The organism is Xanthomonas sp. AC360, assembly GCF_979258225.1.
Map to the genome: position 1 here is coordinate 3,862,229 of NZ_OZ409846.1, position 12,175 is coordinate 3,874,403.

Genomic DNA, 12,175 nt, shown 5'->3' on the forward strand with positions numbered 1-12,175 from the left:
GGCAGGCCGATCAGACGTTGTTGTTCAAGTAACCGAGCATCGAGTCGGTGGTGGAGATCGCCTTGGCATTCATTTCGTAAGCGCGCTGCGTCTCGATCATGCTCACCAGCTCTTCCACCGTATTGACGTTGCTGCCTTCCAACGCGCCCTGCACGGTGGTGCCCAGGCCATTGAGGCCGGGGGTGCCGTTCTGCGCGGGACCGGAGGCGGTGGTTTCGACGAACAGGTTCTCGCCCTTGGACTGCAGGCCCGAGGGGTTAATGAAGTCGGTCAGCGTCAACGCACCGATTTCCTGCGCTGCGGCCTGGCCGGCCAGCGTCACGCTGATGGTGCCGTCGTTGCCGATGGTCAGCGACTGCGCGCCTTCGGGCACCTGGATGCCGGGCTGCAGCGGGTAGCCGCTGTTGGTGACGACTTCGCCCTGCGCATTGATCTGGAAGGTGCCGTCGCGGGTGTAGGCGGAGGTACCGTCGGGCATCTGCACTTCGAAGAAGCCGCGGCCGTTGACCATCACGTCGAGCGCGCGGCCGGTCTGCTGCTGGCTGCCCTGGTCGAAACCCTTGAAGGTAGAAACCACCCGTACACCGGTACCCAACTGAAGGCCGGTCGGCAGCTGCGTCTGCGCGGAGGTGGAACCACCCGGCGCACGCACCTGTTGATACAGCAGGTCTTCGAACGCGGCACGGTCGCGCTTGAAGCCGGTGGTATTGGTATTGGCCAGGTTGTTGGAAATGACCGACATGCGCGTTTGCTGCGCATCCAGTCCGGTTTTGGCGACCCACAAAGCCTGATTCATGACCCGATTCCTCGTTAGACCCGGGGATGTGTTCCGGGTACGGCTGGGTATATGCACGTGCTGTGCCAAACCCGCGTCGGAATCTTGCCGGCTGTGCGGTGGATCACGCGGCGCAGGGCCGAGACGCGGCGGCCGGGAGACGATGCATCGGTGCGTCGGAGACGGCGGACGCCTGCGGGATGTGTCGGCGTGCACAAGGCAAGCCAGTGAACGTTGATGCCGTCCGCTATTGCTTGCGATCAGCAATGGCCAACCGTGGAAGCGCGGCGTCGTCTCCGGGGGCGGGACCGTGTAGCGGCATGGATGCCGCTACCGAGCCTCCACGGACGGATTCACGGCGTGTCCCGCTCCCGGAGACGGCGCCGCGCATCGACCAACCCGCTTACTACAGCTGCCCGGTCACAAGCTCTCCAACCATCACCGCTGCCAATTTGCGCGCATGCGGCGGTCTGCTGAGGGCGCTTGCACGCGTGTAGGCGTGGGACACGCCGTGAATCCATCCATGGAGGTTCTTATGCGGCATCCATGCCGCCTAAGGTCCCACGCCTACACGCGCGCAAGCACCGCCGGTTTTGGTCGGTGACTGAGATAAATGCGGCGTTGATAGACGTGGCGTTTGAATCAGGGGCCGTGCGTTGACTGATGTCTTTAGCTTGCGAATGGGTGCAACGGCTTGGAGCGACTCCATGCGCACTGAGCGTTTGGACCGCTTGCAGGCCGGCCGCTTTCAGGCCTGACGCCGAAGACGGCAGGTACGATAAACGCGCCGCGATAACGCGGTCGTCGTGCTTCAAGCAGCCGAAACACCACCATAGGCACCCGCCTGACGGCGCAGTCGCTTCGGCGATCACGTTTGGAACATCTGACGGTTTTAGAACATCTGACGGTGGGCGGATGGTCAGCAGACAAGCGCATCCGGTGCCTGGAATCGGCAGGTATCGCTGCGTACTCGGGTCCTCCGCGCCGGCCGCACCCGCCTGGCCAACGCTCGCCAGGCGTTGTTAGCCGCTGACCCGCAGCAACGAATTGGCTGACTGCGCGTTGTCGTCGCCGTTCTTGATGATCTTGACCTGCATTTCGAACTGGCGCTGCAGCTGGATCATCTCCACCAGCGCGCCGGCGGCATCCACGTTGCTGCCTTCCAGCATGCCGCTGTTGACGGTCTTGCCGGTGGCCACCGCAAACGCCTGCGCAGGGTCGGTGCTGGTATTGCGCATCAACCCGTCCGGGCGCCGCGTCAAACGGTCGGCGGGCGCATCGACCACCTTCATCTTGCCGACGATATCCATCGCCTGCGGGCCTTCGCCCTGCGGGATGATGGAAATGCTGCCGTCGCTGCCGATTTCCATCGCCTGGTGCGGCGGGATGGTCATCGGGTTGCCGCCTTCATCCAGCACCGCATGTCCGTTGGCGGTGACCAGCTGGCCATTGGCGGTGAGCGCCAATTCGCCGTTGCGGGTGTAGGCCTCGCTGCCATCCGGCGATTGCACAGCCAGCCAGCGGTCCTGTTGCAGCGACACATCCAGCGGGTTGCCGGTGACTTTCTGATGGCCCTGGCTGCGATCGAAGCCCTGATCCACGTGCAGCGCATCGATCCGCGACGGATACCCTTTGCCCTGGATCTTGAAGGCCTCGGTATTGGCCAATGCGGCCTTGAACCCCACCGTATCGACGTTGGCAAGGTTGTGCGACACGGTGCTCTGCGCCTGCAGGGAGGCGCGGGCACCGGTCATTGCGACGTAGAGGGCTTTGTCCATTTGACACCGAGAATCGAGAGTGGGGAATCGGGAATCGTAAAAGCGGGATTGCTGGAGACTGGGAGAGGGGAGGTAAGGCCGTTGTCCGCTAGACGTGACGCCGGCTCTTACGATTCCCTATTCCCGATTCCCCATTCCCAGCCCTTAACGAATATTGATGATCGTCTGGGTGACCTGATCCTGGGTCGAGATCATCTGCGAGTTGGCCTGGAAGTTGCGCTGGGCCACGATCATGTTCACCAGCTGCTCGGTCAGGTCCACCGTGGAAGCTTCCAGCGAGCCGGATTCGATCTGGCCCAGGTCCGAGGTGTCCGGTGCGCCAATGCGGGCGGCGCCGGAGGTGTAGCTTTCGGCCCACATGTTGTTGCCCTGCGACTGCAGACCCTGCGGATTGACGAAGCTGCCCAGCGCGACTTGGCCCAGCGGCTTGTCGGCGCCGTTGGAGTAGCGCGCGAACACCACGCCGCTGGTATCGAAGCTGATCTCGTTGAGCTTGCCGCTGGCGTAGCCGTCCTGGCGGGTGTCGCGCAGCGCGAAGGCTTCGCCGTACTGGGTCGAGCCGCTGACGTTGAGCTGCATGTTCAGCACGCCGGCACCGGTGCTGGGGGTGAACGGGTCCATCGCGATGATGCCGTTGGCCGGGGTCGTCAGCGAGCCGGTGTCGGAGAACTGCAATGTGGTCGGCGCACCGACTGCCGTGCCGTCCACATAGTTGTGCACCTGCCACTCGTTCGGATTGGCGGTCTTGACGAAGTAGGAGGTCTGCACGTGGCTGACGCCCAGCGAGTCATAGACATTGATGCCGCCGGTGGAGTGGCTATAGGTCTTGTCGTCGGCCGGGCTGAACGGGGTCACCGTCGGTGCGGTGGCGTTGCCGGGCAGGGTGAAGGCCAGGTTGACCGTGGAGGTCGACTTGGGCGGGCTGTCGGTGGTCAGCAACTGCAGGTCCGACAGGCGGCCTACGTCAAAGCCATTGCCACTGGGATTCGGCGCGAACACTTGCAGGCGCGCGCCCTGCGGATTGACCACATACCCGTTGGCATCGGTCTGGAAGTTGCCGGCGCGGGTGTACATCTTGGCGCCGTTGGAGGACACGGCGAAGAAGCCTTCGCCGGAGATCGCCAGATCCAGGCTGCGCCCGGTCGGGTCGATATTGCCCTGCGAGAACTGCTGCGCCACGTTGCTGACCCGCACGCCCGAACCGACCGCATTGCGCGACAGCCCATAGCTGGTGCTCTGGAACATGTCGGCAAACTCGGCGCGCGATTCCTTGAACCCGGTCGTGTTGACGTTGGCGATGTTGTTGGAAGTAACGTTCAGATCGGCATTGGCTGCGTTGATGCCGGACAACGAGGTATTGAAAGCCATGGATGAGTTCCTTTAAGTGTCGGTTGCCGGCTCAGCTGACGCGGAGCACGTTGGCGAGCGGGGAAGTGCCTAGCCCGGTCAGGTTGAGATACAGGCCGTCCGAGCCGATCGTGACGCTGTCCACCGGTGCATCGACATAGGTGGACAACTTGCTCTTGGCACCGGTGGTGTCGGTTTGGGTTGCGGTAATGCCGTATTTGCCGGCGGCCATGCGGTTGCCGTTGGCGTCCGTGCCATCCCAGGCGAACGACACCTCACCGGCGGCGCTGGCCGGCACGCTGATTTGTTTGACGAAGGCGCCGTTGGCATCGGTGATTTCAAAATTGACGAAGCCAGCCGAGGTTGCGGCGACCACGCCCTTGGCCGAGCCGGTGGCATCGATGGCGACCTGCGCCGAGGGCACCAACACGTTGTGGCCCACCAGCGCGGCGCCCTTGAGCACCTGGTCGGCGTTCATCGAATCGGAGAAATTGCCGACCTTGGTATTGAGGTCGCCAATGCCCTGCACGGTGGAGAACTGCGCCAACTGGCCTAGAAACGCGCTGTTTTCCATCGGTTTGAGCGGGTCCTGGTGCTGCAGCTGTTCGGTCATCAACTTAAGGAAATCGGCTTGGCCGAGTGCTTCCTCTTTCTTCTTCGTCGATGTGGCGCTGCTGGAGGTCAGCCCGAGGCTGGTGTAGAGGTCGCTACCGATCGTGCTCATTGGAAAGGGTCCGTAGGAAAAAGGTCAGCAAGGAGGGTCAGCGACCCATGGTCAGGGTCGCGAGCGCCAGTTCCTTGGCGGTATTGAGCATTTCCACGCCTGCCTGGTAATTGCGCGAGGCGGAAATCATGTTGACCATCTGCGAGACCGGGTCCACGTCGGGCGAGAACACGTAGCCGTCGGCGTCGGCCAGCGGGTGGCCGGGCTCGTAGCGACGGATCGGCGGCGCGTTGGTGGTGGTGATCTCCTTGACGTTCACCGAGGTCAGGCTGGGGTCCTGACGGCTCTGCTGGGCCTGGAAGATCGGCTCGATCGGTTTGTAGGTCGCTTCTGCAGAACCGGCCACCGAATCGGCGTTGGCCAGGTTGGAGGCGATGGTGCTCAGGCGGACCGACTGCGCATGCAGCGCCGAGCCGGCCACATCGAAAATGGGAAGGTTGCTCATGACTTATTGGCCCGTGATCGCGGTGAGCATCGAGCGCACCTTGGATTCGAGGAAGCTCAGCGACGCGCGATATTCCAGCGCGGCGCGGCCGTAGGCGGCGCGTTCTGCATCGGGATCGACGGTGTTGCCGTCCAGGCTGGGCTGATCGGATTCGCGGGTGATCTGGAACGGGTTGAGCCCGGCGCCGCCGCCCACTTCGTAATGCTTGGCGTCGGTGGCCTGCATCAAGCCGCCATCCTGCACGCCCTGGGCCGACTTCAAGGCCGCTTCGAAGTTGAGATCCTTGGCCTTGTACCCAGGGGTGTCCACATTGCTCAGATTGCTGGCAATGAGCTTCATGCGCTGCTCGCGCAGCGACAATGCGTCGCCGTGGACGCCGAGGAAGGACGAGAAGGGATTGGACACGGTGCTCTCCCGCGAAGTGTTGCCAGAGAAGAAGCAATGTTTGTGCCAAATCAGGGGTGCTGCTGGACCCGTCGATCGGGTAGGGCGGCTGGAGCGCCCTAGCGGGGCCTTGATCGGCCAAGGCCGCGGTTTCAGACAGGATGGCGAACCTGGGCGGCCGGTTCGGGGCTCTTTCGCGCTATCGGACTAGCTGATGCAAGTCCTGTGCGAGGCGCCGCGTGGCTAGCGGCAACGGTCGGCAACGGTCGGGACTATCTAGACCGGGACCATCTGGAAGGGGCAAGTGACAGCGGCAACGGCTCGCAGCTCTAGAAAGGCGCTGCGCCCAATGTGGGCGTCTTGCCTGACGAGATTAGGTGGGGAGTGTTGCGAAGCCACTATTGACGGTAATTCACGCCAACAGGCTGCTGGTTCGTCGAAGGCGCGTCGCCAAGGCAGCTTGGGTGTCGCCGGAGTTCTACGCCGGGAATGCCTGCAAGGCATTCCTTACTCATCGCTATCGGCACCTGCACACGCGGCCAGCGCTGCGAACGCCCCGCCGCCGGCGAACCGGTCAGTCGATCTCTTGCTCAGGCCGCTTCGGCAACCACTTTCAAGCGTGCCAACACGTAGTCGGCCAACTCATGCGCGCTGTACTTGGCCACGAAGGCATTGGCACCCACCTGCTCGACCATGGCGTTGTTGAACACGCCCGACAAGGAGGTGTGCAGCAGCACGTACAGGCCTTGCAGGCCCGGCGTGCGCCGGATTTCCGTCGTCAGCGTGTAGCCGTCCATTGCCGGCATTTCGATATCGGAGATCACCATCGCATAGCGGTCGGCTGGGTTTTCGCCCGACGCCGCCACCTGCAGCAAGTGATCCAGCGCCTGACGGCCGTCGGACAACAAGGTTGCCGACACGCCGAGCTGGTCGAGCACGCTGCGAATCTGCTGACGCGCCACCCGCGAGTCGTCCACCACCAATACCTGGAACTGACGGTCGTAGGCCACCAGCTGCAGCGACGGGTCCAGCTGCACGTCCTTGCTGACCTTGGCGATGTCGGCCAACACGCTTTCCACGTCGATCACCTGGATCAGCTCGCCCTGGAACCGCGTCACTGCCGTCAAATAAGTGGCTTCGGCGCCTAGTTCCGGCGGCGGGTGGATATCTTCCACCGCAATATTGACGATGCGCTCCACGCCGCTGACCAGAAATCCCTGGACCGAGCGGTTGAACTCGGCCACCACGAGATAGCCGGGGCCGTTTTCGGAGTGTGCGTCGCGTTCCGGGTGGCCGATGGCCAGGCCCAGATCCAGTACCGGCACCGAGCGCCCGCGCACGTCGGCAACGCCGGCGAATTCGGTCGGCAGGCCGGGCACCTGGAACAATTCCGGCCGGCGCAGCACTTCCTGCACCTTGAAGACGTTGACGCCAAAAAGCTGGCGCCCGCCTAGCCTAAACAGCAGCAGCGCCAGTCGATTGTGGCCAGCCAGTCGGGTGCGCTGGTCGATGCGGTTGAGCAGATCGTGGGTCATGGGGCAGATATCGACAGCGCCGCCTGGAAACTTGAGGGCTTTGTGGTTGGTCGGGGCGCTGTCGGGAATGGGGAGTCGGGAATGGGGAATCGTAAAAGCGAGGGATGAAGCTTTCCGCAGCAAGCCCGAGGCGAAGGGCAGTGACTTTGCCTGCTGATAGCTTTCACCTAGTAAATCGCACGGCAGCAACGAAGGCCGACCATCTTTCAGCCACCAACCGATTCCCCATTCCCGATTCCCTATTCGAAAACAGGCACACCGCTTGCATGAGCTTCCGCGTCTTCCTACGGATCTGGTCCCATGCGCCTGCTCCTGCTTGTCATTTTGTTGGTCGCCGCCCCGGCCTGGGCCGATGGGTACCAGTCGGTCGATTCCATTCGCGCAGCGGCGCTGGCCACGGTTGGCCCCGATGCCGAAGCCGAGGCCACGCTCGATCCGGGTCTGCGCATGCCGGCCTGTCCCATCGCGCTGCAAGCCCAGCCCACCGGCACCAACACCGTCGAAGTGGCCTGCCCGCAGCCGGCCGGCTGGCGTTTGTTCGTGCCATTGAAGGTGCGTCGCAACCAGGATGTCCTGGTGCTGCGTCGGGGCATCAGCGCTGGAGAAACCATCTCGCTAGCCGATATCAGTATCGAGAAGCGTGACGCCGCTCGCATCGTCGGTGCGGTACTGGCCGACCCGGTGGCCGCAGTGGGCAAGTCCGCCCGCCGTGTCCTGCCGGCCGGCTCGCTGCTCTCGGCCAATGATCTGGTGACGCAGCGGCTGGTCCGGCGCGGCGATACCGTCCCGCTGGTGTCGCGCAACGGCGGTCTGGAGGTGCGCATGAGCGGTCGCGCGCTCTCCGATGCCGGCGAAAACGAGCGGGTTTCGGTAGAGAATTCCTCGTCCCGCCGTGTAGTACAGGGGATTGTTGAAGCGAGCGGAACCGTTGTGGTCTCCAGGTAAAAATTTTCTATAAAGTTTTTTTTCTGGGTGCCGTTATCCCCTACGACCTGTAGAGGAGTTCCTGACATGACCCAGAAAATTGAAGGCAATCTACCGACCGCTGCCACCCTTCGCACCGCGGCCACGAGCAGCAAGATCGTTCCGGCCGGTGAAGATCGCGCGTCCCCGATTGCAGCCTTACCGCCCACCGACAGCGTCAAGCTGACCGGCGAAGCCACCAATCTGCAGAACCTGCAGCGCGAGCTGTCGCAGTCCTCGGCGATCGACACCGGTCGCGTCCAGGCTGTGAAAGACGCCTTGCAGAACGGCAGCTACTCCATCAACCCGGATGCCATCGCCAGCCGCATGATGGATCTGAATCAGCAACTGGCGGGTTGATCCCCGACTAAAAGGATGAACGTGAACGAGTTCCTGCAACGTCTCAGCGATGCGCTGGCCGGCGAACGCCAGGCATTACTCGAGAACGACATCGACGGGTTGATGCGGCACACGCAGGACAAGCTGTCGGCGCTGCGCGCGCTTGAAGCGCGAATGCCCGAAGGCGAAGAAGAGCGTCTGCGTGAGCTGGCCGAAGCCAACCGCGCCAATGGTGCGCTGCTGGCACGCCGCCGCCGTGAAGTGAACTGGGCGCTGCGTCACCTGGGGCGAACCGAAAGCGCGCCCTCGTACGACGCCAAGGGTCAATCCAATGTACTGCGCGGCGGACGTTCGCTGGCAGTCGCCTGAGGTAGCCGTCACTGCAGCGGGCGCACGCACCCAGGTGCTGCGCGCACGCAGGCCACGCAGGTTTGCTACGGTCGACACTGCCGGCTGGCAGACACCGTGCGCAATCGACTGACGGGAAGGGACGGCGCGGAGTCACCGCTGTTCCAATGCACGCACGCCATGCCGATCAGCGGTCGCGCCTGGCAACGGCTAATAGAGCAGTTTGAAGACTGCTGCAAGAGCGGCTAATAAAAACGTAGCGAGCAGTCGTTTGGTGGGTATGGACGGCGCGGAGGAACCGGAGTGTACGAACGGTACATGCCGCACCGAGCACCGGCCGCGCCCGCCTGGTAGCTGCACAGTCGTGTTGCTAGCTGCTCTAAGACCAAGTGGCGATATGGCCGCCCTATGGTTCGGCGTATATTGAAGCGTCCCTGCTGCCGCCGTGTCCCGTGACCGCCAAGTTTTTTCTCAATCAAGCATTGTTACCGTCTTCGACCATCCTGCGCGCATTCGGCGACCAGATGCTTGAAGGCGTCTTGCTGTTCCGGGCCGATGGGCAGCTGATTCTGGCCAACGCCGTCGCGCGTCAGAGCCTGTGCAAGGAAGACCCCGCCGACGATCGCAATCTGGGCGAGCGGATTTCGCAAGTGCTGCCATCGGATGCGCTGAATCAGGCGCGCAGCAAGGGCAGCTGGACCGGCAGCCTGCCGGTAGCCGACCGCGTGGTCATCGCGCACTTGTATTACAACGAAGAGCAGGGCGTCGGGCATTTTCTGGCGTTGTTCCACAACATCGAAGGCCAGCAGGATTACGAGCGCGAGCTGCAACAGCGCCACGCCGAACTGCGCCAGGCCTACATGCGCTTGAACGGCGCCCAGGACAAACTGCTGCAGTCGGAAAAAATGGCCTCCATCGGCCAGTTGGCGGCCGGCGTGGCGCATGAGATCAATAATCCGATCGGCTACGTGCACTCCAATCTCGGCAGCCTGCAGGAGTACCTGCGCAGCCTGTTCACCCTGATCGAAGCCTATGAGCGCGCGCTGCAGGCGCCGGACCCGAAGGCCTTGATTCCCGAGATCGACGAAATCCGCAACCGTGCCGATATCGACTTCATCAGCCGCGATCTGCCGCAGTTGATGGCCGAATCGCGCGAAGGCATCGAGCGGGTCACCCGCATTGTGCGCGACCTCAAGGACTTCTCGTACTCGGACCGTTCCGAGTCGTGGAAGATGGTGGACCTGCATGCCGGCCTCGAATCCACGATCAACATCATCTGGAACGAGCTCAAGTACAAGGTGACGCTGGAGCGCAATTACGCCGAGCTGCCGCTGGTGGAGTGCCTGCCGTCCGAGCTCAACCAGGTCTACATGAACATGCTGCTCAACGCCGGCCAGGCGATTGTCGAGCGCGGCACGATCACCGTCACCAGCGGACGCGATGAAGCTGAAAACGTCTGGATCCAGTTCCAGGACAGCGGCGCCGGCATCGCCCCGGACCTGCTGCAGCGCATTTTCGACCCGTTTTTCACCACCAAACCGGTCGGCAGCGGCACCGGCCTGGGGCTATCGATCTCCTACGGCATCATCAACAAGCACCATGGCCGTATCGACGTCGAAAGCGTGCCAGGGCAGGGCGCCAGCTTCCGCATCGTGTTGCCGATCCGGCAGCCGAAGTAGCGCTGACGCGCTGGGAATCGGGAGTAGGGAATCGGGAGAGCGGCATGCGCTGGTGCTTTGATTTTGAGGCACGATTTGGCACGCGGAGAATCAAGCGGTAGATATCTGCTCTACCAATTCTCCATTCCCGGTTCCCTATTCCCGGCCGTTGCGTAGCTCGTCATGGGTGCGGAAGGCCTGGCGAATATGCTCGCGCAGTTCGTCGTCGTTCCACGGCTTGGTCAGGAACCGGTAGATCGCGCCACGGTTGATCGCCTCGGTCACCGTGGCAAGGTCGGTGTAGCCGGACAGCACCAGGCGCACGGTATCGGGGTAGAGCATTTTGACGCGGCCCAGGAACTCGGTGCCGCTCATATCGCTCATGCGCTGGTCCGACAGAATCACCTGCACGTCGTTGGTGGCCAACAGGTCAAAGGCGTCGCGCACGTTGCCGGCCGCCAGGATGCGGTAGCCGTCGCGGCGGAACAGGCGTACCAGCGAGCGCAGCACGTTTTCTTCGTCGTCCAGCAGCAACAAGGTGCGGTCCGGGCGACTTTCGGCGAACGATTCCGGACGCAGATAGCGCCGACGCAGTGCCATGCCGGCGGACTCGGCCGACATCGGTTCTCCGAACAGATAGCCCTGGAAGATGTCGCAATCGTTGCGTCGCAGAAAGCCCAGCTGCGCTTGCGATTCCACGCCATTGGCGATCACCGTCATGCCCAGCTGGTGGCCCATCGCGATGATGGCGCGCGCAATCGCTGCCTCGCGGCTACCGGCCGGCGCGCTCTTGATGAAGCTGCGGTCGATCTTGAGCCGGTCGACCGGGTAGCGCACCAATGCGCTCAGACTGGAATCGCCGGTGCCAAAGTTGTCCAGACTCAGGCTGATGCCTTCGTTGCGCAGGTTGGCCATCGTCTCGTGGACGAAGTTGACGTTGTTGGTCAACGCGCTTTCGTTGATTTCCAGGGTCACGAACTGCGCCGGCACGCCCGCCGTTTGCAGCATGGCCATCACTTCGTTGAAGAAGCCCGGCCGCAGCAACTGTAGCGTGGAGACATTGACCGCAATGCTGAAATCGTCGAAGCCCTGGTCGCGCCACAGCCGCGCCTGACGCACTGCGTTCTGCAGTACCCATTCGCCGATCTGCACGATCACGCCCAGCCGCTCTGCGGTGCGCATGAAGCGCTCCGGCACCAGCATGCCCAGCGTGGGCGATTGCCAACGCAGCAGCGCTTCCATGCCGACGATGCGGCCGTCACGTGCGCTGACCAGCGGTTGGTAGCGCAGGCGCAGTTCGCCATGCGGGATCGCATCGACGATCTGCCGCGCAATGATGCTCTCGCTATGCGCGTTGGTCGCCGAATTGCGCGTGTACAGGCGCACCGTGTTGCCGCCTTCGCGCGCGGCCTGATAGCTGGCTTCTTCGGCGTAGTCGAGCAGGATGGAGAGCGAGGTCGAGTGTTCGGGACACAGGCTGATACCAACCTTGCCGGTCATGAACAACGTATACGGCAACACCGATAACGGCAGTTCCAGCTGCTGGCGAATCTCTTCAGCAAAATCCTCCGGCAGCGGCGTGTCGTCGCGGCGCACCGCCACGATGATCATTTCGTCGCTGCCGTGCCGCCACAACTTGCCGCGCGTGCCTAAAAATTCCTGCAGACGGCGTGCGGCCAGCGTCAGTGCCTGATCGCCGACCTCACCACTCATGTTCTCGTTGATCGAGGCAAAATGGTCGATGTCGACATGGAAGATCATCAACGGCTGGCCGCCGGATGCGGCCGCGTCGACCAGATGCAGTAGTTCGGGGTTGCCAGCGCCCAGGCGTGTCGGTTTGACGATTTCCAATCCGGGCGGGATTACGGGGCTCCACATG

The 12,175-nt window shown here is 62.9% G+C and carries 12 protein-coding genes and 1 other RNA gene; 4 read left to right on the plus strand and 9 right to left on the minus strand.

Features of this window, described 5'->3' with window-relative positions:
• Positions 1-10: 10 nt before the first annotated feature.
• The 7 genes from flgG to ACZZ0O_RS16575 form a co-directional block, all read right to left on the minus strand.
• The gene (gene flgG / locus ACZZ0O_RS16545) at positions 11-796 is read right to left on the minus strand and encodes a flagellar basal-body rod protein FlgG (protein ID WP_006452262.1); all 786 of its coding nucleotides are present in this window, start codon (positions 794-796) and stop codon (positions 11-13) included.
• A 1,001-nt stretch (positions 797-1,797) separates the two neighbouring features.
• Positions 1,798-2,553, minus strand: coding sequence for a flagellar basal-body rod protein FlgF (flgF, locus tag ACZZ0O_RS16550; protein WP_055854442.1), 756 nt, complete (start codon positions 2,551-2,553; stop codon positions 1,798-1,800).
• Between the two features lie 144 nt (positions 2,554-2,697).
• A complete protein-coding gene (gene flgE, locus ACZZ0O_RS16555) occupies positions 2,698-3,921 on the minus strand; it encodes a flagellar hook protein FlgE (RefSeq protein WP_115527748.1) in 1,224 nt (407 codons plus the stop codon).
• Between the two features lie 31 nt (positions 3,922-3,952).
• A complete protein-coding gene (locus ACZZ0O_RS16560; RefSeq protein ID WP_463591301.1) occupies positions 3,953-4,624 on the minus strand; it encodes a flagellar hook assembly protein FlgD in 672 nt (223 codons plus the stop codon).
• Between the two features lie 37 nt (positions 4,625-4,661).
• Positions 4,662-5,069: a flagellar basal body rod protein FlgC gene (gene flgC, locus ACZZ0O_RS16565; protein ID WP_005914451.1), complete on the minus strand. Its 408-nt coding sequence runs from the start codon at positions 5,067-5,069 to the stop codon at positions 4,662-4,664.
• A 3-nt stretch (positions 5,070-5,072) separates the two neighbouring features.
• Positions 5,073-5,474 carry a flagellar basal body rod protein FlgB gene (flgB, locus tag ACZZ0O_RS16570; RefSeq protein WP_055854433.1) on the minus strand — a complete coding sequence of 134 codons (402 nt, stop codon included), beginning with the start codon at positions 5,472-5,474 and terminating at the stop codon, positions 5,073-5,075.
• Between the two features lie 569 nt (positions 5,475-6,043).
• Positions 6,044-6,988 carry a chemotaxis protein CheV gene (locus tag ACZZ0O_RS16575; RefSeq protein WP_016901727.1) on the minus strand — a complete coding sequence of 315 codons (945 nt, stop codon included), beginning with the start codon at positions 6,986-6,988 and terminating at the stop codon, positions 6,044-6,046.
• 300 nt (positions 6,989-7,288) lie between these two features.
• On the opposite strand from ACZZ0O_RS16575, the gene flgA reads away from it, so the two are divergent.
• The 3 genes from flgA (at position 7,289) to ACZZ0O_RS16590 (ending at position 8,659) form a co-directional block, all read left to right on the plus strand.
• Entirely contained in the window at positions 7,289-7,933 is a 645-nt protein-coding gene (gene flgA, locus ACZZ0O_RS16580; RefSeq protein ID WP_055854430.1) for a flagellar basal body P-ring formation chaperone FlgA, read from the plus strand.
• Positions 7,934-7,999: 66 nt separating this feature from the next.
• Positions 8,000-8,311 (plus strand): flagellar biosynthesis anti-sigma factor FlgM, encoded by a 312-nt coding sequence (gene flgM, locus ACZZ0O_RS16585; RefSeq protein ID WP_055854427.1) that lies wholly within the window; start codon positions 8,000-8,002, stop codon positions 8,309-8,311.
• A 15-nt stretch (positions 8,312-8,326) separates the two neighbouring features.
• Positions 8,327-8,659, plus strand: a complete 333-nt coding sequence (locus ACZZ0O_RS16590) for a flagella protein (RefSeq protein WP_055854424.1) — start codon at positions 8,327-8,329, stop codon at positions 8,657-8,659.
• Positions 8,660-8,881: 222 nt separating this feature from the next.
• Here ACZZ0O_RS16590 and ACZZ0O_RS16595 read toward each other — a convergent pair.
• Positions 8,882-8,958, minus strand: a non-coding RNA gene (locus ACZZ0O_RS16595) — sX9 sRNA.
• 132 nt (positions 8,959-9,090) lie between these two features.
• Here ACZZ0O_RS16595 and ACZZ0O_RS16600 point away from each other — a divergent pair.
• Positions 9,091-10,317, plus strand: coding sequence for an ATP-binding protein (locus ACZZ0O_RS16600; RefSeq protein ID WP_055854422.1), 1,227 nt, complete (start codon positions 9,091-9,093; stop codon positions 10,315-10,317).
• A gap of 135 nt (positions 10,318-10,452) precedes the next feature.
• Here the strand turns inward: ACZZ0O_RS16600 and ACZZ0O_RS16605 are convergent, their stop codons facing one another.
• Positions 10,453-12,174, minus strand: coding sequence for an EAL domain-containing protein (locus ACZZ0O_RS16605; RefSeq protein WP_046964054.1), 1,722 nt, complete (start codon positions 12,172-12,174; stop codon positions 10,453-10,455).
• Between the last annotated feature and the right edge of the window lies 1 nt (position 12,175).